Genomic DNA, 19,775 nt, shown 5'->3' with positions numbered 1-19,775 from the left:
CTGCGCCCCCGCGCCGGCGGGCGTTCGCGCTGGCCCGGCCGGTTGTCAGTGGCCGGGTGCACGATGGGGGCATGGCAGGCGCTGCGCTCGACTCGTTCTCCCCCGCGACCCGCTCGTGGTTCACGGGGGCCTTCCGTACGCCCACCTCCGCGCAGGAGGGCGCCTGGCGGGCCATCGGGGAGGGGTCCGACGTGCTCGTCGTGGCGCCGACCGGTTCCGGCAAGACGCTGGCCGCCTTCCTCGCGGCCCTGGACCGGCTGGCCTCGCAGCCGGCGCCGGCCGAGCCGAAGAAGCGCTGCCGGGTGTTGTACGTGTCGCCGCTGAAGGCCCTCGCGGTGGACGTGGAGCGCAATCTGCGCAGCCCGCTGACGGGCATCCGGCAGGAGTCGGCCCGGCTGGGCCTGCCCGAGCCGGACGTCCGGGTCGGGATCCGCTCCGGGGACACCCCGGCCGCCGAGCGCAGGGCGCTGGCGTTGCGCCCGCCCGACATCCTGATCACCACTCCGGAGTCGCTGTTCCTGATGCTGACCTCGGCGGCCCGCGAGGCGCTGTCGGGGGTCGAGACGGTGATCCTGGACGAGGTGCACGCGGTCGCCGGGACCAAGCGCGGCGCCCATCTGGCCCTCTCCCTGGAGCGGCTGGACGAGCTGCTGCCGCGCCCGGCCCGCCGGATCGGACTGTCGGCGACGGTCCGGCCGGTGGAGGAGGTGGCCCGCTACCTCGCCCCGCGCGGACGGGTGGAGATCGTGCAGCCGCCGTCGGCCAAGGAGTTCGACCTGTCGGTGGTCGTTCCGGTGGAGGACATGGGCGAGCTGGGCGGCTCCCCCGCGACCGAGGGCCGCGAGGGCGGGGACAAGCCGTCGATCTGGCCGCATGTGGAGGAGCGGATCGCGGATCTGGTGCAGGCCCACCGCTCCACGATCGTGTTCGCCAACTCCCGCCGTCTCGCGGAGCGGTTGTGCAACCGGCTCAACGAGATCGCCCACGAGCGCGCCACCGGCGAGCCGCTCGGCGAGGGCGCGCCGCCCCCGGCCGAGATCATGGCCCAGTCGGGCGCCGCGCGGGGTGCCCCGCCGCTGCTGGCGCGCGCGCACCACGGCTCGGTGTCCAAGGAGCAGCGGGCGCTGGTGGAGGAGGACCTCAAGGCGGGCCGGCTGCCCGCCGTGGTCGCCACCTCCAGCCTGGAGCTGGGCATCGACATGGGCGCCGTGGACCTGGTGGTGCAGGTGGAGTCACCGCCGTCGGTGGCCTCGGGGCTCCAGCGTGTGGGCCGGGCGGGGCATCAGGTGGGGGCGGTGTCCACCGGGGTGGTCTTCCCCAAGTACCGGGGGGACCTGGTCCAGGCGGCCGTGGTGACGGAGCGGATGCGGACGGGGGCGATCGAGTCCCTGCGGATCCCGTCCAACCCGCTCGACGTGCTCGCCCAGCAGCTGGTCGCGATGACCGCGATGGACACCTGGCAGGTGGACGACCTGCTGGCGCTGGTGCGGCGGGCGGCTCCCTTCGCCGCGCTGCCGGAGTCGGCTTTCACCTCGGTGCTGGACATGCTGGCGGGCCGCTACCCGTCGGACGCGTTCGCGGAGCTCAGGCCCCGGGTGGTGTGGGACCGGGTCGCGGGGACGGTCACGGGCCGGCCCGGCGCGCAGCGCCTCGCGGTGACCTCGGGCGGCACCATTCCCGACCGCGGGCTGTTCGGCGTGTTCCTGGCGGGCGCCGATCCGAAGAAGGGCGGCGGCCGGGTCGGCGAGCTCGACGAGGAGATGGTGTACGAGTCCCGCGTGGGAGACGTCTTCACCCTGGGCACGACCTCCTGGCGGATCGAGGACATCACCCGCGACCGGGTCCTGGTCACCCCGGCTCCGGGGGTGCCCGGGCGGCTGCCGTTCTGGAAGGGCGACCAGCTGGGCCGCCCCCTCGAACTGGGCCGCGCCGTCGGCGCGTTCCTGCGCGAGCTCGGTGCGCTCGGCGAGGAGGACGCCCGGCTGCGGCTGCTGGCGGCGGGGCTGGACGCCTGGGCCGCCGAGAACGTCCTGGCGTACCTCGCGGAGCAGCGGGAGGCCTGCGGCCACGTCCCGGACGACCGGACGATCGTGGTGGAGCGGTTCCGGGACGAGCTGGGCGACTGGCGGGTCGTCGTACACTCGCCCTTCGGCGCCCAGGTGCACGCCCCGTGGGCGCTGGCGCTGGGTGCCCGGCTCGCCGAGAAGTACGGCATGGACGCCCAGGTGATGCATGCCGACGACGGGATCGTGCTGCGCCTGCCGGACGCCGATCTGCTCTCCATGGAGCTGGACCTCCTCGACCACGATCCCGCGCGGCCCGCGTCCTTCGGCTTCGACGACGGGCAGGCCCCGCTGGGCGCGGCCGACGTCGCCTTCGACCAGGGCGAGGTCGGGCAGATCGTCACCGACCAGGTCGGCGGTTCGGCCCTGTTCGCCTCCCGGTTCCGCGAGTGTGCGGCGCGTGCCCTGCTGCTGCCGCGCCGCAGCCCCGGCAAGCGCACCCCGCTGTGGCAGCAGCGGCAGCGGGCCTCTCAACTGCTTCAGGTGGCCTCCGAGTTCGGCTCCTTCCCAATCGTGCTGGAGGCCGTGCGCGAATGCCTCCAGGACGTCTTCGACGTGCCGGGCCTGACCGAGCTGATGGGCGACGTGGAGGCGCGCCGGGTCCGCCTGGTCGAGGTCACCACGCCCGAGCCCTCGCCGTTCGCCCGCTCCCTGCTGTTCGGGTACGTCGCCCAGTTCCTGTACGAGGGCGACTCGCCGCTGGCCGAGCGGCGGGCGGCGGCGCTGTCGCTGGACTCGCGGCTGCTGGCGGAGCTGCTGGGCCAGGCGGAGCTGCGCGAGCTCCTCGACGCCGAGGTGCTGGAGGAACTGGAGCGGGAGCTCCAGTGGCTGACGGAGGACCGGCGCGCGAAGGACGCCGAGTCGGTGGCCGATCTGCTGCGCCTGCTGGGCCCTTTGACGGACGCCGAGCTGGCGGAGCGGGGCGCGGAGCCGGGCTGGGCGCCCGCCCTGGAGGCCGCCCGCCGGGCGATCCGGGTGCGGATCGGCGGCGTGGAGCGCTGGGCGGCGGTCGAGGACGCGGGCCGGCTGCGGGACGCCCTGGGGACGGCCCTGCCCGTGGGGGTCCCGGAGGCGTTCACCGAGCCGGTCAAGGATCCGCTGGGCGATCTGCTGGCCCGTCACGCCCGCACACACGGCCCGTTCACCACGACCGCCGTCGCGGCCCGGTTCGGTCTGGGCTCGGCGGTGACCGAGGGCGCCCTGCACCGGCTCGCGGCGGCGGGCCGGTTGGTGCAGGGCGAGTTCCATCCGGCGGGCATCGGCCAGGAGTGGTGCGACGCGGCGGTGCTGCGCCGGCTGCGGCGCCGCTCGCTGGCGGCGCTCCGGCAGGAACTGGAGCCGGTCCCGCCGGCGTCGCTGGCCACCTTCCTGCCGCAGTGGCAGCACCTGGGCGGCGGGCTGCGCGGGATCGACGGCCTGGCGCGCGCCGTGGAGCAGCTCCAGGGCGCGCCGGTGCCGGCGTCGGCGCTGGAGCGGCTGATCCTGCCCTCCCGCGTCGCGGGGTACGCGCCGTCCCTGCTGGACGAACTGACCACCACCGGCGAGGTGGTGTGGGCGGGGGCGGGGGCCCTGCCGGGCAAGGACGGCTGGATCTCGCTCTACCTGGCGGACGCGGCTCCGCTGCTGCTCCCCCCACCGCATCCCCTGGAGCTGAACCCCCTTCACCAGGCTCTGCTGGACGCCCTCTCGGGCGGGTACGGCCTGTTCTTCCGCCAGCTCACGGAGGCGGTCCGGGCCCGCCATCCGGAGGCGGGCGAGCTGGAGTTGTCCTCGGCCCTGTGGGACCTGGCCTGGTCGGGCCGGCTGACCAACGACACCCTGGCCCCGCTGCGCTCCCTGCTGGGCTCGGGCCGTACAGCGGGCGCCACCGCGCACCGGGCCCGCCGTACGGTCCCGCGCGGCCGGTACGGCAGCCTGAGCGCGACCGCTTCCCGGACCGGGCCGCCCACGGTCTCGGGCCGCTGGTCGCTCCTCCCGGCGCCGGCCCCGGATCCGACCCACCGCGCTCACGCCCTGGCCCGCACCCTGCTCGACCGGCACGGGGTGGTGACGCGCGGGGCGGTGGCGGCGGAGGGCGTCGAGGGCGGCTTCAGCGCGGTGTACCGGATCCTGTCCGCGTTCGAGGACAGCGGGCAGACCCGCCGGGGCTACGTGGTGGAGGGGCTGGGCGCGGCCCAGTTCGCGATGGACGGCGCGGTGGACCGGCTCCGCGCGGCCGAGAAGAACCCGCCCCCGCTGGCGGCGGTGGTTCTGGCCGCCGCCGATCCGGCGAACGCGTACGGGGCGGCCCTGCCCTGGCCGGAGCCGCCGGCCGGCGCCACCCACAAGCCGGGCCGCAAGGCGGGCTCCCTGGTGGTGCTGGTCGACGGTGAGCTCACCCTCTACCTGGAGCGCGGCGGCAAGACCCTGCTGGCCTGGCCCGAGGCGGACGATCCGCGCCTGGCGGCAGCCGCGGAGGCCCTGACGGCGGCCTCCCGCGCGGGAACCCTCCCGGACCTGACCGTGGAGCGCATCAACGCCGCGGCGGCCCTCACCTCCCCGTTCGGCCGGGCCCTGGAGACGGCCGGCTTCCACGCCACCCCGAGGGGGCTGAGGCTGCGCAACTAGCCGCTCGCGTCCGTCGAAACGGCTTGGACTCGCTCCGGTCTCGACTCAGCCACGTATGTCTTGGCCATGTCACGAAACCGCTGCCAGCCGCTCCTGAGCTGGCACAGGCGCTTATCCATGCCTTATCAAAGGTGATCACAGGCACCGCGTTGGCGGTGCACAGTCATGGGGGAGAAGAGAAGTGAGCAGCATCAGCATGCGCAAGACCACTCTGGCCGCGGCCGGCATCGCCGTCGCCGGCACCCTGGTCCTGACGGGCTGCAAGGACGGCAACGAGGAGCTCACCCCGGCGGCCCCGTCCGCCCCGGCCGCGGCACCGTCCCAGCCCGGCGGCTACGCCACCCCGCCGGCCGGAGCCCCGAGCTCCCCGGCCGCGGGCGGCTACGACGGCGCCTCCGGCGCTCCCGCCGGCGGTGCCGGCGGCGCGGTCGCCAAGTCCGGCCAGGCGTTCAAGATGGGCGAGTCGGCGACCGTCCCGTTCAGCTACGGCAGCAACAAGGGCGGCCAGATCGCCCTCACCGTCACGGGCATCGAGGCGGGCACCCCCGCCGACCTGTCGGCGCTGAACCTCGGCGACAAGGCGAAGGGCAAGTCCCCCTTCTACATCCGGTACACGATCAAGAACACCGGCGCGACCGACCTGTCGTTCTCCAGCGTGGGCCACATGAAGGGCCTGCTGGACGGCGGCAGCGAGGCCGACACCGTCCTGACCATCGGCAAGTTCGAGAAGTGCCCGAGCGACTCGCTGCCGAAGGGCTTCACCAACGGCCAGACCCAGACCTCCTGCGCCATCGCCCTCGCGCCGACCGGCACCAAGGTCACCGGCGCCGAGTACTGGGGTGACCCGTACAACAACCTGAGCAGCCCGCCGCAGAAGGGCCTCACCTGGAAGTGATGAGCGGCCCGCCGGGCCCTCGCACCTCCTGATCCCCGGAACCCCCGTGGTGGCCACCCCGCCCGGGGGTTCCGCGTTTCCCCGCCCCGGCGGCGTGACAATGGCCCCATGCCCGAAGGAGACAGCGTCCACCGCGCCGCGGCCCGGCTGCACGCCGCGCTCGCGGGCAAGCCCCTCACCCACGCCGACCTCCGCGTCCCCCGTTTCGCCACCGCCGACCTCACCGGCCGCACCACCCTGGACGTCACCCCGCGCGGCAAGCACCTCCTCGCCCGCCTCGAAGGCGGCCTCACCCTCCACAGCCACCTCGGCATGGACGGCGCCTGGTACGTCTTCGCCCCGGCCGAGAAGTGGCGCGGCGGCCCCCACTACGAGATCAGGGCCGTCCTGGCCGCCGCGGACGCCACCGCCGTCGGCTACCGCCTCCCCGTCCTGGAGCTGCTGCGCACCGCCGACGAGGCCCGGGCCGTGGGCCATCTGGGCCCCGATCTCCTCGGCCCCGACTGGGACCCCGACCGGGCCGCCGCCAACCTGCTCGCCGCCCCCGGCCGCCCCCTGGGCGAGGCCCTGCTGGACCAGCGCAACCTGGCGGGGATCGGCAACATCTACAAGTCCGAGCTCTGCTTCCTGGCCGCGGCCACCCCCTGGACCCCGGTCGGAGCGCTCCCCGACCCCGAGGTCACCGCCGTCCGCATCGCGGCCGCCGCCCAGCGCCTGCTCGCCGCCAACACCGGCCACGGCGGTCCCCGCAACACCACCGGCAGCCGCCGCCCCGGCCGGGAGCTGTTCGTCTACGGCCGCGCCCGCCGCCCCTGCCTGCGCTGCGGCACCCCCGTGCACGAGGCCCCGCAGGACGACCGCCCCACCTACTGGTGCCCGCGCTGCCAGTCCGGCCCCAGCCCGGACACACCAAACAATTGACGCCTCGTCAGATCCACTCGTGCGGTCCTGCCATGCCCACACCCATCACCGCGTACGACCTCACGGGCCGGACCGCGCTCGTCACCGGAGCCGCCGCCGGCATAGGGCGGGCCTCCGCGCTCCTGCTCGCCGCCGCGGGCGCGGCCGTGCACTGCGCGGACCGCGACGAGCGGGGCCTCGCCGAGACCGCGGACCTGATCGCCAAGGCCGGCGGAACCGCCACCGCCCATCCCCTCGACGTCACCGACCGCGCCGCGCTGCGGGCCGCCGTCGCCGCGGCCGGGCCGCTCGACATCGCCGCGGCCGTCGCCGGGGTCATGCACACCAGCAGCGTCCTGGAGACCACCGACGAGGACCTCGACCGGATCCTGAACATCAACTTCAAGGGGGTCCTGCGCACCTGCCAGGAGGCTGTCAGATCCATGATCGCCGCCGGCCGCCCCGGCTCGGTGGTCACGATGGCCTCCGGCGCCGTGGACGCCGCCCAGCCCGGCCTGCTCTGCTACAGCGCCGCCAAGGCCGCCGTGGTGCAGCTGACCAAGACCCTGGCCACCGAGAGCGGCCCGCACGGCATCCGCGTCAACGCCGTCGCCCCGGGGTGGGTCCGCACCCCCATGACCTCCCGCCACACTCCCGAGGCCCAGGAGCAGACGGAGGCCGCCATGGTCCGGATGTCCCCGCTGCGCCGGGTCGGCGAGCCCGAGGACATCGCCCACGCGGTGCTCTACCTGGCCTCTGACGCCTCGTCCTTCATGACGGGACAGATCCTCCGGCCGAACGGCGGGGTGGCGATGCCCTGGTAGCGCCCTCCGCGCCCGCGGCGGCGCCGGGGGTCCGGCCCCCGGCCCTGCGCGCGGGGCCCGGTACGCAGTGCACGGGCAGCAGCCCCAGTCCCCAGCCGCCGATGGCTATCGCTCCCTCCACGGGGCCCGAGTCGGCCGGCGCCACCGCCAGCCTCACCACGGCCCACCACCACAGCGCGCCCGCCGCGAGCGCGAGGGGCAGGGCCAGCACGACGGACAGAACCACAGGTATGCGCAGTGACAGCCGCACGGCCACCTCCCAGAGGGCCGGTTCCCGGTCGCGCCCATCCTCCCCCACACCCCCGGCCCCCGCACCCAGAACTGCGGGCACGCGGCCTGCGGGGGAGCCGTGGACGGCAAGGAGCCCCGGCCGGTGCTCCACGCACCGCCCGGGGCTCCGCCACACCCACGTGTCCAGCTCGCGCACTCAAGCGGCTACGACGTTCACCGCTTCCACGGGTGCCTTGATGGTCACCCGTTCGGGTCCGCCCGTGACCGAGGCCACGGAGACCGAATTGAGCATCGGGCGCACCGGTGCCGGCACCGGTTCGCTTGCGGCTGCCGACTGCGCGAGCTCGGCCAGCGACAGCTCGTCACTGACCTCGCGCATCAGCTCGGACATCCGTACGTCCAACGCGTCGCAGATCGCGGAGAGCAGCTCGGAGGATGCCTCCTTCTGCCCCCGCTCCACCTCGGAGAGATAGCCGAGCGAAACTCGGGCGGACGAGGAGACTTCGCGCAGAGTACGGCCCTGGCGCTGGCGCTGCCGACGCAGCACGTCACCCAGCAGGCGACGGAGCAGAATCATCGGTGGCTCCCTCCTCTGACCGTGTAGCCGTAACCTTCACGCCCCACCGTACCGCCTCGCGCCGCGGCCGTGCGGGGAGCGATGTCGTGTTCACTCAGGGCTGCAAACATCAAGTCCCCCCGTTCTGTTCCGTATCCTGCCCCCGCAGATTCTCGCGGAGTTCGCTCGAGAGCAGTTCGAGCACTGTGCGTGCACTCTCCCTACGGATTTCCGTACGGGAGCCGTTCAACCGCAGCCGGGCCGTTTTCCTGCCGCCCGGGCCCGCCACGGCGACGAAGACGGTGCCGACCGGCTGCCCGTCCTGGGGGTCCGGACCGGCCACGCCGGTCGTCGCGATCCCCCACGAAGCGCCCATCACGCGCCGGACCCCGTCGGCCATCTCGGCGGCGACCTGGGCGTTCACCGCGCCTTCGGCCGCGAGCAGGGCCGCGTCCACGCCGAGGACGCGATGCTTGAGTTCAGTGGCGTACGCCGTGACGGACCCGCGGAAGGAGCGCGATGCCCCCGGCACCGCCGTCAGCTCCGCGGCGACCATCCCCCCGGTCAGCGACTCCGCCACGGCCAGGCTCTGGTCACGCTCCGCGAGCAGCCTCAGCACGTCTTCGGCCACGCGCACGGCGCCGTACCCCGCTCCCGCGGATTCCGGCGCCTGCCCCGCCCCGTTCGTCACCGCGCGGCCCGCTCCGCGGCCAGTCCCGCCCGGCGCAGCACCAGGGCCTGCCGGACGTAGTCCAGACCGGTGACCACGGTCAGCACGACGGCCACCGCCATCACCCAGAAGCGCAGGGTCGCCAGCGGGCCGGTCAGCGCGAGCACGTACATGCCCACCGCCGTCCCCTGGGCCAGCGTCTTGAGCTTGCCGCCGCGGCTGGCGGGGATCACCCCGTAGCGGATCACCCAGAACCGCATCAGCGTGATGCCGAGCTCCCGCCCGAGGATGACCCCGGTCACCCACCAGGGCAGGTCCCCGAGCCAGGAGAGACACACGAGCGCCGACCCCATGATCGCCTTGTCGGCGATGGGGTCGGCGATCTTCCCGAAGTCCGTGACCAGGTTGTACGTCCTGGCCAGGTGCCCGTCGAAGATGTCCGTGATCATGGCGACGGCGAAGGCCGCCCAGGCCAGGGCCCGCCAGACGGGGTCGTAGCCCCCGTCGGCGAGCAGCAGCAGGACGAATCCCGGCACGAGGACGAGCCGGACCATCGTCAGGATGTTGGCGATGTTCCAGAGGCTGGCCTGGCTGACGGCCGCAGTCCCGAGCTTCGCGCCGGGCGCGGGCCGGCGGCCGGTCCCGCCCGCCGCCGATGCCGGGACTCCGCTCATCCGGCCGCCTCCTGGATTTCCGAGAACTCCGTGCCCAGGGGTTCGGCCACCAGGTCCACGCCCAGCGTGCCGACCACCTTGGCCGTGACGATGCGCCCCGGCACCAGGCCGGTGCCGTCGGTGAAGACGACCTGGCCGTCGGTCTCGGGGGCCTGGTGGGCGGCGCGCCCGTAGGCGCCCTCGCCCTCCTCCGCCTCGTCGAACGGGACGACCGTCTCGACGAGTACCTCAAGGGTCTCGCCGATCCGCTCCTCCGCACGCTGGGAGGTGAGCTCCTCGGCGAGCCGCTGCATGTGCGCGAGGCGCTCGGCGACGGTCTCCTCGTCCAGCTTGTTCTCGTAGGTGGCGGCCTCGGTGCCGTCCTCGTCGGAGTAGCCGAAGACGCCGATGGCGTCGAGGCGGGCGTGGGTGAGGAAGCGCTCCAGCTCGGCGAAGTCCTCCTCGGTCTCGCCGGGGAAGCCGACGATGAAGTTGGAGCGGACGCCGGCCTGCGGGGCCTTGGAGCGGATGGTGTCCAGCAGTTCCAGGAAGCGGTCGGTGTCGCCGAAGCGGCGCATGGCGCGCAGCACGTCGGGGGCCGAGTGCTGGAAGGACAGGTCGAAGTACGGCGCGACCTTGGGGGTCGAGGTGAGCACGTCGATCAGGCCGGGCCGCATCTCGGCAGGCTGGAGGTAGCTGACGCGGACGCGCTCGATGCCGTCGACGGCGGCGAGCTCGGGCAGCAGGGTCTCCAGCAGGCGGATGTCGCCGAGGTCCTTGCCGTACGAGGTGTTGTTCTCGGAGACCAGCATGATCTCCTTGACGCCCTGCTCGGCGAGCCAGCGGGTCTCTCCCAGCACGTCGGAGGGGCGGCGGGAGATGAAGGAGCCGCGGAAGGACGGGATCGCGCAGAAGGAGCAGCGGCGGTCGCAGCCGGAGGCCAGCTTCACCGAGGCGACCGGGCTCTTGTCCAGGCGGCGGCGCAGCGGGGCGCGCGGGCCGGAGGCGGGGGCGACACCCTCGGGGAGGTCGGCGGGGGCCTCCGCGGGCGCCTCGGCGCCGTCCTGGGCGTGTCCGGGCAGGGCCACGGAGGCCTTCTGGCGCTCGGCAGGGCTGATCGGCAGCAGCTGGCGCCGGTCGCGCGGGGCGTGGGCTTCGACGCTGCCACCGCTGAGGATGGTCTGGAGACGGCTGGAGATGTCGGCGTAGTCGTCGAAGCCGAGGACCCCGTCGGCCTCGGGGAGGGCCTCGGCGAGCTCCTTGCCGTAGCGCTCGGCCATGCAGCCGACGGCGACGACGGCCTGGGTGCGGCCGTGGTCCTTGAGGTCGTTGGCTTCCAGCAGGGCGTCTACGGAGTCCTTCTTGGCGGCTTCGACGAAGCCACAGGTGTTGACGACGGCGACGTCCGCGTCGGCGGCGTCCTCGACGAGCTCCCAGCCATCCGCCGCCAAGCGGCCTGCGAGCTCCTCCGAGTCCACCTCGTTACGGGCGCAGCCAAGAGTGACAAGGGCGACGGTACGGCGTTCGGGCATGGACTCAAGACTACTTCGTCCCGGCGCCGGCCCCCGCCCCAAGTCCCCCCACAGCAAGATCCCCGGTGGCCGGCGGCAGCTGCCGCACGGGTACCGGGGATCTGGAATTTTTTATTCCGCGCCAATCGTCGCCGATCGGGGCCGTTCAGCCCGCCTGCGCCTGGCCCTGGCGGGGGTCGTCCTTGGTGTAGGTGAGACGTTCCACCTGGCCCGACTCGAACCGGTCCTTGATCTCCTTGCCGTTCACGAAGAGCTTGACGGCCCCGGCGTCGCCCAGGACGAGGTCGACGGACTCCTTGTCGGTGAACGTCTTCGACTCGCCGTGCGCGAGGGTGCCGTCGAAGAGCAGCCGGCCGCTGTGGTCCTTCGCCGAGATCCAGCTCTCGCCGACGTCGGCCGTCAGGACCACGGTGACGAGGTCCTTGGGCGCGGCCGCGATGGCGCTGTCCGAGGGCTCCGGCTTGGGGGCCGGCGGGGCCTGCGGGGTCTTGGCCGGGGGCTGCCGGCCCACCGACTGCTTGGGCGCGGGCTGCGGGGTGGCGGAACCTTCCGCCACCGGCCGCTTGGCCTTCTCGTCGCCGCCGCTGAAGGCGGTGAAGCCGACGAAGCCGATCACGGCGACAATGGCGGCGACCATGGCGGCGGTCCAGTTGGGCCGCTGCCGTTCGGGGCGGATGCGCTCGGCGTCGAACATCGGCGCGGCGGGGGTGGGGGCCGGCCGGCCGCCGTGTGCCGCGTCGTACATCTCGACCAGGGGTACCGGGTCGAGGTGAACGGCGCGGGCGAGCGTACGGATGTGGCCGCGGGCGTAGACGTCGCCGCCGCACCGCGTGAAGTCGTCCTCCTCGATCGCGTGCACGATCGGGATGCGCACGCGCGTGGTGGACGAGACCTCGTCGACGGTGAGCCCGGCGGCGATCCGGGCCTTCTTGAGGGCCGTCCCGATGGACGGTCCTTCGACGGAGCGTTCGACGAGACGGTCCTCGGACCGGTCGTCGGTCGAAGGCCGCTCTTCTTCGGGGGAGTTGGAGTTGCCGATGGACACGAGGGCGCCTTTCGAGCGTGTAGCCACCTGCTGGATGTCCAGTCTAGGGGGGTGACGAAAGGGTCGGGCAACCGGAGGGTCTGCTTCCTACGCCATCCGTATGGCGAGGGCGCCGCCCGCCGCTGCCTCCCACAACTGGACGCGCGCCCAGGGGAAACGGTTGCCCGCCGAACCCCCTGCGGTCGGGTGAGGCGGGCGGATGCCCGTTCTAGGGAGCCTCTCCCCGGATGACGGCGAGTACGGCGTCCAGTTCGTCCGGTTTGATGAGGACGTCGCGGGCCTTGGAGCCCTCGCTGGGACCCACGACCCCCCGGGACTCCATCAGGTCCATCAGCCGCCCCGCCTTGGCGAATCCCACGCGCAGCTTGCGCTGGAGCATCGAGGTGGAGCCGAACTGGGTGGAGACCACCAGCTCGGCCGCCTGGCACAGCAGGTCCAGGTCGTCGCCGATCTCCTCGTCGATCTCCTTCTTCTGCTTCTGTCCGACCGTGACGTCGTCCCGGAAAACGGGGGCCATCTGGTCCTTGCAGTGCTGGACGATGCCCGCGATCTCGTCCTCGGTGACGAAGGCGCCCTGGAGGCGGACCGGCTTGTTCGCGCCCATCGGCAGGAACAGTCCGTCACCCTTGCCGATGAGCTTCTCGGCTCCGGGCTGGTCCAGGATGACCCGGCTGTCGGCGAGCGAGGAGGTCGCAAAGGCCAGTCGCGAGGGCACGTTCGCCTTGATCAGACCGGTCACCACGTCCACCGAGGGCCGCTGGGTGGCGAGCACCAGGTGGATGCCGGCGGCGCGGGCCAACTGGGTGATCCGCACGATGGAGTCCTCGACGTCGCGCGGGGCCACCATCATCAGGTCCGCGAGCTCGTCGACGATCACCAGCAGGTACGGGTACGGGCTCAGCTCCCGCTCGCTGCCGGGCGGCAGCTTGATCTTGCCGTCGCGGATCGCCTGGTTGAAGTCGTCGATGTGCCGGTACCCGAAGGCGGCCAGGTCGTCGTAGCGCAGGTCCATCTCGCGCACCACCCACTGGAGGGCCTCGGCGGCCCGCTTGGGGTTGGTGATGATCGGCGTGATCAGGTGCGGGATGCCCTCGTAGGCGGTCAGCTCGACCCGCTTGGGGTCGACCAGCACCATCCGCACGTCCTCCGGGGTGGCCCGGACCATGACCGAGGTGATCAGGCAGTTGATGCAGGAGGACTTGCCGGAGCCGGTGGCGCCGGCGACCAGCACGTGCGGCATCTTCGCGAGGTTGGCCATGACGTAGCCGCCCTCGACGTCCTTGCCCAGCGCGACCAGCATCGGGTGGTCGTCCTCGGCCGCGTCCGCCAGCCGCAGGACGTCGCCGAGGTTGACCATCTCCCGGTCGGTGTTCGGGATCTCGATCCCGACCGCCGACTTGCCCGGGATCGGGCTGATGATGCGCACGTCCGGGGAGGCCACGGCGTAGGCGATGTTCTTCGCCAGCGCCGTGATCCGCTCGACCTTCACCGCGGCGCCGAGCGTGACCTCGTAGCGGGTGACCGTCGGGCCCCGGGTGAAACCGGTGACCTGTGCGTCCACCTTGAACTCGGTGAACACGTTCGTCAGCGCCGCGACCACCGAGTCGTTGGCGGCGCTGCGGGTCTTGCCGGGGCCGCCCTTCTCCAGCAGGTCCAGCGACGGCAGGGAGTACGTGATGTCCCCACGCAGCTGGAGCTGCTCGGCGCGCGGCGGCAGGGGCTGGTTCTCGGGCGGGGCCTTGGTCAGGTCCGGCACCGACAGGGTGCCCGAGGCGGCCGCGGTGGGCTCGTGCGGCACGTCGGCGGGCTCCGGCTCCGCCGGGGCGGCGGGAGCTGCGGGGGCGGCCGGCCGCTCCTCGCGGGCGGGCGGCACGGGGGCGGTGATCTCCACGCCGTCCCGCCGGGGGGTGATCCCCTGGGTGAGGTCGGCGACGACCGGGGACGGCGGCAGCCCCCCGAAGACCACCCCGTCCAGCGCGGCGGCGGCCGCTGCGGCCACGTCGACCGCGTCCATCTCCCGCTCCCCCGGCCGCGCGGCGGCCCGGCGGGGCCGGCGGCGCTTGGCCAGGGCCGCCTCCTCGGCGGCGTCCACGGGGTCGCCCGGCCCCGCCGCGCCTTCCGTGCGGGCCCGCCACTGCTCGGCGTCGTGCCGGCCGGCGCCCGCGGCCTGCCCGTACCCCTCGTCGTACTCGTTCGGGGCGATGATCCCCAGCCGGATCCCCAGCCGGCGCAGCCGCTGCGGGATCGCGTTGACCGGGGTCGCGGTGACGACCAGCAGGCCGAAGACGGTGAGCAGCACCAGCATGGGCACGGCCAGCGGCGCACCCATGGTGAAGATCAGCGGCTTGGAGGCGGCCCAGCCGATGAGCCCGCCCGCGTTCTGCATGGCGGTGGTGCCCTCGTCGCGGCCGGGGGCCCCGCAGGCGATGTGCACCAGCCCGAGGACGCCGATGACCAGGGCGGACAGGCCGATGCCGATGCGCCCGTTGGCGTCGCTCTGCTCGGGGTGGCGGATGAAGCGCACCGCCATGACGCCGAGCAGGATCGGCACGAGCAGGTCCAAGCGCCCGAAGGCCCCGGTGACCAGCATGGTGACCAGGTCCCCGACGGGCCCGCTCAGGTTGGACCAGGTCCCGGCGGCGACGATCAGGGCCAGGGCGAGCAGGAGCAGCGCGACGCCGTCCTTGCGGTGGGCGGGGTCGAGGTTCCTCGCCCCCCGGCCGATGCCCCGGAAGGCCTTGCCGACGAGGTGCGCCATCCCCAGCCAGCAGCCGCGCACGACCCACAGCACGCCGCCGGTCGGGGACGGCGCCGCCTTGGCGGCCGTCTTCTTCGCCGGGGCGCGCTTGGCCGCCACGGCCTTCTTCGCGGGGGGCTTGCGCGCGGGAGCCGTCTTCTTCGCCGGCGCCGCCGTACGGCCGGGGCGGCCCTTCGCGGTGCCCGCGGTGCTCTGGGAACCCTTGCCGGACGTACGTGAGGCCATGGGGCCGAGGTTACCGGTGCGCGCGCCGGTGGACACGCGTGCCCACCCCTTCACCCGTTCGTGTCGCCCCGTCCGTACGCTCTTTGACGCACCGGCAGACCTGACGGCCCCCCATCAGGCCCTCGGACCGGCCCGCTTCGCCTCCCGTCCGGGCAGCCGCGAAGGCGTCCGCCGCCGGGACCCGGGTCCCGGCGCGGCCCCTCAGCCCTGAGCGGGCAGGACCGCCGCGGTCCCGCCGGCTCCCGGCTCCAGCGCGTCCAGCGCCCGCCGCAGGCCCGTCAGCCTGCGCTCCAGGTGCGCGGCCGTCGCCACCACCGCGGCGTCGGCGGAGTCCTCGCCGAGCTGCTTGGTCAGCGCCTCGGCCTGCTCCTCGACCGCCGCGAGCCGCGCGGAGAGCTCGGCCAGCAGCCCGGCCGCCTCCTTGCTGCCGTCGCCGTTGGAACCGCCGCCCTCCAGCTGGAGGCGCAGCAGGGCCGCCTGCTCCCGCAGTTGGCAGTTCTTGGTGTAGAGCTCGACGAAGACCGAGACCTTCGCGCGCAGCACCCAGGGGTCGAACGGCTTCGAGATGTAGTCCACCGCGCCCGCCGCGTACCCGCGGAAGGTGTGGTGGGGACCGTGGTTGATCGCGGTGAGGAAGATGATCGGGATGTCCCGGGTCCGCTCGCGCCGCTTGATGTGCGCGGCGGTTTCGAACCCGTCCATTCCCGGCATCTGCACATCCAGCAGGATGACCGCGAAATCGTCCGTCAGCAGCGCTTTGAGCGCTTCCTCCCCCGACGACGCCCGGACCAGTGTCTGATCGAGCGCGGAGAGGATGGCCTCCAGCGCCAGCAGATTCTCCGGCCTGTCGTCGACCAGGAGGATCTTGGCCTTCTGCACCATGCCCTGTCCTCCTCGCCCCGGCATGGGGCCTCCCCGGCTCCGGGCGCCGGCCTGTGTGCCGGGGCCCGCCCCAGAAGACGACGTCTTCGCGCCGTCCGTCCTTGTGCCGGTCATCGTAGCCCCAGTCCCGAGATCGCCACACCCTGTCACCAAGATGTCACTGTGCACGAATCGGAAACGCGGCGGGAGGGCGGAAGGTTCCCCCCGGGCCCGCCCGCCGCGCCCCGGCCGCCGGTCAGTCCCCGCGCATGTGCTGCTCCATGACCGACAGCAGGTAGTCGGGTTCGACCGGCTTGGTGACGTAGTCGGAGGCCCCGGAGTCGATGGCCTTCTCCCGGTCCCCCTTCATCGCCTTCGCCGTCAGCGCGATGATCGGCAGCCCCTCGAACTGCGGCATCCGCCGGATCGCCGACGTCGTCGCGTACCCGTCCATCTCCGGCATCATGATGTCCATCAGCACGACCGCCACGTCGTCGTGCTGCTCCAGCACCTCGATGCCCTCCCTGCCGTTCTCGGCGTAGAGCACCGCAAGCCCGTGCTGCTCCAGCACGCTGGTCAGGGCGAAGACGTTGCGCACGTCGTCGTCCACGATGAGCACCCGCTCGCCGTGGAAGCCGTACGTGCGCGGCGCCGCCGGCAGCGGCTCCTGCTCCTCCCACGCCACCGCGTCCGACTGCCCCGGCACCTCGGTGCGCGGCAGCGGACCGGCCACGGGCTTGCGCCGCCGCCGGAACAGCGACGGGGAACCCTGTCCGGCGGGCTCCGCCACCGGCAGGGCCTGCCGCACCGGGACCGCGTTCTGCGGGGCCGCGGGCAGCGCCGCCACCGGGACGGGCTGCGGCGCCGGCAGCGCCCCCTCGGCCGCCCTGCGGTACTCCGCGCGCGCCCCGCCGGGCGTGGGCGGCGCGTACCCCTGCGGGGGCAGCTCGCTCGGGTGCAGCGGCAGGTACAGGGTGAACGTCGACCCGCGCCCGGGCTCGCTCGCCGCGTGGATCTCCCCGCCCAGCAGCCGGGCGATCTCCCGGCTGATGGACAGGCCCAGGCCCGTGCCGCCGTACTTGCGGCTCGTCGTGCCGTCCGCCTGCTTGAACGCCTCGAAGATCACCAGCATCTTGCTCGCCGCGATCCCGATGCCGGTGTCGGTCACCGAGAAGGCGATCAGGTCGGCGTCCGCGTCGCGCAGCGACCCGGCCTCCAGCAGCTGCTCGCGGATCGCCGTCGGCACGTCGGCCCCAGCGGGCCGGATCACCAGCTCCACCGCTCCGTTGTCGGTGAACTTCACCGCGTTCGACAGCAGGTTGCGCAGTACCTGGAGCAGGCGCTGCTCGTCGGTGTGCAGGGTCGCGGGCAGCTCCGGCGAGACCCGCACCGAGAAGTCGAGGCCCTTCTCCGCCGTCAGCGGCCGGAAGGTGGCCTCCACGTAGTCCACGAGCTGGACCAGCGCGATCCGCGTCGGGGAGACGTCCATCTTCCCGGCCTCGACCTTCGACAGGTCGAGGATGTCGTTGATCAGCTGGAGCAGGTCCGAGCCCGCCCCGTGGATGGTCTCCGCGAACTCCACCTGCTTCGGCGAGAGGTTCTCGTCCGCGTTGTCCGCCAGCAGCTTCGCCAGGATCAGCAGCGAGTTGAGCGGGGTGCGCAGCTCGTGCGACATGTTCGCGAGGAACTCGCTCTTGTAGCGCATCGAGACCGCGAGCTGCTCGGCGCGCTCCTCCAGGACCTGCCGGGCCTCCTCGATCTCGGTGTTCTTCACCTCGATGTCCCGGTTCTGCTGGGCCAGCAGCTCCGCCTTCTCCTCCAGCTCCGCGTTCGCGGCCTGGAGCGCCTTCTGCCGGTTCTCCAGCTCGTCGGAGCGCTCGCGCAGCTGCTCGGTCATCTCCTGGGACTGCTTGAGCAGCATCTCCGTCTTCGAGTTGACGGAGATGGTGTTGACGCTCGTGCCGATCATCTCGGCGATCTGGCTGAGGAAGTCCTTCTGGATCTGCGTGAAGGGCTGGAAGCCGGCCAGCTCGATGACGCCGAGCACCTTGCCCTCGAACAGCACCGGCAGCACGATCACATGCGCCGGCGGCGCCTCGCCCAGCCCCGAGGAGATCTTCAGGTAGCCCGGCGGGGTGTTCTCCACCAGGACCGTCCGCTTCTCCTCGGCGACGGTCCCGATCAGCCCCTCCCCCGGCCGGAAGGAGATCGGCATCTGGCCGCCCGCGTACCCGTAGCTCCCGCGCATCCGCAGCTCGTACGAGCCCTCCGCGCCGCCGTCCGTCCCGATCTCGGGGCTGCCGCCCACCGGCACCGCGAGGAAGAACGCGCCGTGCTGCGCCGCGACCACCGGCGTCAGCTCGCTCATGATCAGCCCGGCCACGTCGTCCAGGTCCCGGCGGCCCTGCATGAGGGCCGAGATCCGGGCGAGGTTGCCCTTGAGCCAGTCCTGCTCCTTGTTGGCCAGGGTGGTGTCGCGCAGGTTCACGATCATCGTGTTGATGTTGTCCTGGAGGGCCTGGATCTCGCCCGCCGCGTCCACGTCGACCTTCAGGCTCAGGTCCCCGCGGGTCACCGCGGTGGCCACCGCCGCGATGGCGCGCACCTGGCGGGTCAGGTTGCCGGCCATCTCGTTCACGGACTCGGTGAGGTCCCGCCAGGTGCCGTCGACGTCGCGCACCCGTGCCTGCCCGCCCAGGATGCCCTCGGTACCCACCTCACGGGCCACCCGCGTCACCTGGTCGGCGAAGGAGGACAGCTGGTCGACCATCGTGTTGATGGTCGTCTTCAGCTCCAGGATCTCCCCGCGCGCGTCGATGTCGATCTTCTTGGTCATGTCGCCCTTGGCGATGGCCGTCGTGACCATGGCGATCTGCCGCACCTGGCCGGTGAGGTTGGAGGCCATGAAGTTCACCGAGTCGGTGAGGTCCTTCCACGTGCCCGAGACCCCCGGGACGTGCGCCTGACCACCGAGGCGGCCCTCCGTGCCCACCTCGCGGGCCACGCGCGTGACCTCGTCCGCGAAGGAGGACAGGGTCTTCACCATCGTGTTGACCGTGTCGGCGAGCTGCGCGACCTCGCCGCGCGCCTCGACGGTGACCTTCTTCGTCAGGTCGCCGTTGGCCACGGCCGCCGACACCTGGGCGATCCCGCGCACCTGCGCCGTCAGGTTCCCGGCCATCGTGTTGACGTTGTCCGACAGGTCCTTCCAGATGCCGGTCACCCCGCGCACCCGGGCCTGGCCGCCCAGGATGCCCTCGGTACCCACCTCACGGGCCACCCGCGTCACCTGCTCGGCGAAGGAGGACAGCTGGTCCACCATCGTGTTCACCGTGGTGACCAGTTCGAGGATCTCGCCCTTGGCGTCGACCGTGATCTTCTTGGACAGGTCGCCCATGGCCACCGCCGTGGTCACCTCGGCGATGTTGCGGACCTGCGAGGTCAGGTTGTTCGCCATGAAGTTGACGGACTGGGTGAGGTCCTTCCAGGTGCCCGAGACCCCCTTCACCTCCGCCTGGCCGCCCAGGATGCCCTCGGTGCCCACCTCGCGGGCCACGCGGGTCACCTGCTCCGCGAAGTTCGAGAGCTGGTCGACCATCGTGTTGATGGTGTTCTTCAGCTCCAGGATCTCCCCGCGCGCGTCCACGTCGATCTTCTGCGACAGGTCACCGCGCGCCACCGCCGTCGCGACCTGGGCGATGTTGCGGACCTGCGAGGTCAGGTTCCCGGCCATGCCGTTCACCGAGTCCGTCAGGTCGCGCCACACGCCGGCCACCCCGGGCACCTGTGCCTGGCCGCCGAGCCTGCCCTCCGTGCCCACGTCCCGGGCCACCCGGGTCACCTGCTCCGCGAAGGCGGAGAGCTGGTCGACCATCGTGTTGATGGTGTTCTTCAGCTCCAGGATCTCCCCGCGCGCGTCCACGTCGATCTTCTGCGACAGGTCACCGCGCGCCAC

At 72.9% G+C, this 19,775-nt stretch carries 12 protein-coding genes; 4 read left to right on the top strand and 8 right to left on the bottom strand.

The window, feature by feature from the left end; genetic code table 11:
- The first annotated feature begins 71 nt into the window (after window positions 1-71).
- The 4 genes from ACFY15_RS19450 to ACFY15_RS19435 all read left to right on the top strand — a co-directional run bounded on the left by ACFY15_RS19450 (window position 72) and on the right by ACFY15_RS19435 (window position 7,289).
- Complete coding sequence (locus ACFY15_RS19450) at window positions 72-4,670, top strand: ATP-dependent helicase (RefSeq protein ID WP_390825824.1); 4,599 nt, start codon at window positions 72-74, stop codon at window positions 4,668-4,670.
- A gap of 181 nt (window positions 4,671-4,851) precedes the next feature.
- Entirely contained in the window at window positions 4,852-5,565 is a 714-nt protein-coding gene (locus ACFY15_RS19445) for a hypothetical protein (RefSeq protein ID WP_390690143.1), read from the top strand.
- Between the two features lie 108 nt (window positions 5,566-5,673).
- Window positions 5,674-6,486 (top strand): DNA-formamidopyrimidine glycosylase family protein, encoded by an 813-nt coding sequence (locus tag ACFY15_RS19440; RefSeq protein ID WP_390690142.1) that lies wholly within the window; start codon window positions 5,674-5,676, stop codon window positions 6,484-6,486.
- A 32-nt stretch (window positions 6,487-6,518) separates the two neighbouring features.
- Window positions 6,519-7,289 (top strand): SDR family NAD(P)-dependent oxidoreductase, encoded by a 771-nt coding sequence (locus ACFY15_RS19435; protein ID WP_390690141.1) that lies wholly within the window; start codon window positions 6,519-6,521, stop codon window positions 7,287-7,289.
- A 427-nt stretch (window positions 7,290-7,716) separates the two neighbouring features.
- On the opposite strand, the gene ACFY15_RS19430 is transcribed toward ACFY15_RS19435, so the two are convergent.
- The 8 genes from ACFY15_RS19430 to ACFY15_RS19395 form a co-directional block, all read right to left on the bottom strand.
- Complete coding sequence (locus tag ACFY15_RS19430) at window positions 7,717-8,097, bottom strand: helix-turn-helix domain-containing protein (RefSeq protein WP_007266936.1); 381 nt, start codon at window positions 8,095-8,097, stop codon at window positions 7,717-7,719.
- 109 nt (window positions 8,098-8,206) lie between these two features.
- Window positions 8,207-8,707 (bottom strand): CinA family protein, encoded by a 501-nt coding sequence (locus tag ACFY15_RS19425; RefSeq protein ID WP_390825823.1) that lies wholly within the window; start codon window positions 8,705-8,707, stop codon window positions 8,207-8,209.
- A gap of 56 nt (window positions 8,708-8,763) precedes the next feature.
- Window positions 8,764-9,420, bottom strand: coding sequence for a CDP-diacylglycerol--glycerol-3-phosphate 3-phosphatidyltransferase (gene pgsA / locus ACFY15_RS19420; protein WP_390690139.1), 657 nt, complete (start codon window positions 9,418-9,420; stop codon window positions 8,764-8,766).
- On the bottom strand, window positions 9,417-10,931 hold the full coding sequence (gene rimO / locus ACFY15_RS19415) for a 30S ribosomal protein S12 methylthiotransferase RimO (RefSeq protein WP_390690138.1): 1,515 nt from the start codon (window positions 10,929-10,931) through the stop codon (window positions 9,417-9,419). Before rimO ends, pgsA begins: the two co-directional genes overlap by 4 nt.
- 145 nt (window positions 10,932-11,076) lie before the next feature.
- Window positions 11,077-11,976, bottom strand: a complete 900-nt coding sequence (locus tag ACFY15_RS19410) for a RodZ domain-containing protein (RefSeq protein ID WP_390690137.1) — start codon at window positions 11,974-11,976, stop codon at window positions 11,077-11,079.
- Window positions 11,977-12,184: 208 nt separating this feature from the next.
- A complete protein-coding gene (locus ACFY15_RS19405; protein ID WP_390690136.1) occupies window positions 12,185-14,959 on the bottom strand; it encodes a DNA translocase FtsK in 2,775 nt (924 codons plus the stop codon).
- 201 nt (window positions 14,960-15,160) lie between these two features.
- Entirely contained in the window at window positions 15,161-15,841 is a 681-nt protein-coding gene (locus ACFY15_RS19400) for a two-component system response regulator (RefSeq protein ID WP_390690135.1), read from the bottom strand.
- Between the two features lie 235 nt (window positions 15,842-16,076).
- Window positions 16,077-19,775, bottom strand: a 3,699-nt coding sequence (locus tag ACFY15_RS19395; RefSeq protein ID WP_390825822.1) for a HAMP domain-containing protein, incomplete at its 5' end; no start/stop codon positions are given.

The sequence above is a fragment of the Streptomyces sp. NPDC001373 genome (assembly GCF_042895815.1).
In the GTDB taxonomy this organism is placed as follows: Bacteria; Actinomycetota; Actinomycetes; order Streptomycetales; family Streptomycetaceae; genus Streptomyces.
The sequence above is the reverse complement of the archived record's forward strand: the minus strand, read 5'-3'. Positions and strand labels throughout refer to the sequence as shown.

Bases quoted from the DNA above. Each gene is read 5' to 3' on its own strand.
- ACFY15_RS19450 (WP_390825824.1), top strand. From the start codon at position 72: ATGGCAGGCGCTGCGCTCGACTCGTTCTCCCCCGCGACCCGCTCGTGG.
- ACFY15_RS19440 (WP_390690142.1), top strand. From the start codon at position 5,674: ATGCCCGAAGGAGACAGCGTCCACCGCGCCGCGGCCCGGCTGCACGCC.
- ACFY15_RS19435 (WP_390690141.1), top strand. From the start codon at position 6,519: ATGCCCACACCCATCACCGCGTACGACCTCACGGGCCGGACCGCGCTC.
- ACFY15_RS19430 (WP_007266936.1), bottom strand. From the start codon at position 8,097: ATGATTCTGCTCCGTCGCCTGCTGGGTGACGTGCTGCGTCGGCAGCGC.
- pgsA (WP_390690139.1), bottom strand. From the start codon at position 9,420: ATGAGCGGAGTCCCGGCATCGGCGGCGGGCGGGACCGGCCGCCGGCCC.
- rimO (WP_390690138.1), bottom strand. From the start codon at position 10,931: ATGCCCGAACGCCGTACCGTCGCCCTTGTCACTCTTGGCTGCGCCCGT.
- ACFY15_RS19405 (WP_390690136.1), bottom strand. From the start codon at position 14,959: ATGGCCTCACGTACGTCCGGCAAGGGTTCCCAGAGCACCGCGGGCACC.
- ACFY15_RS19400 (WP_390690135.1), bottom strand. From the start codon at position 15,841: ATGGTGCAGAAGGCCAAGATCCTCCTGGTCGACGACAGGCCGGAGAAT.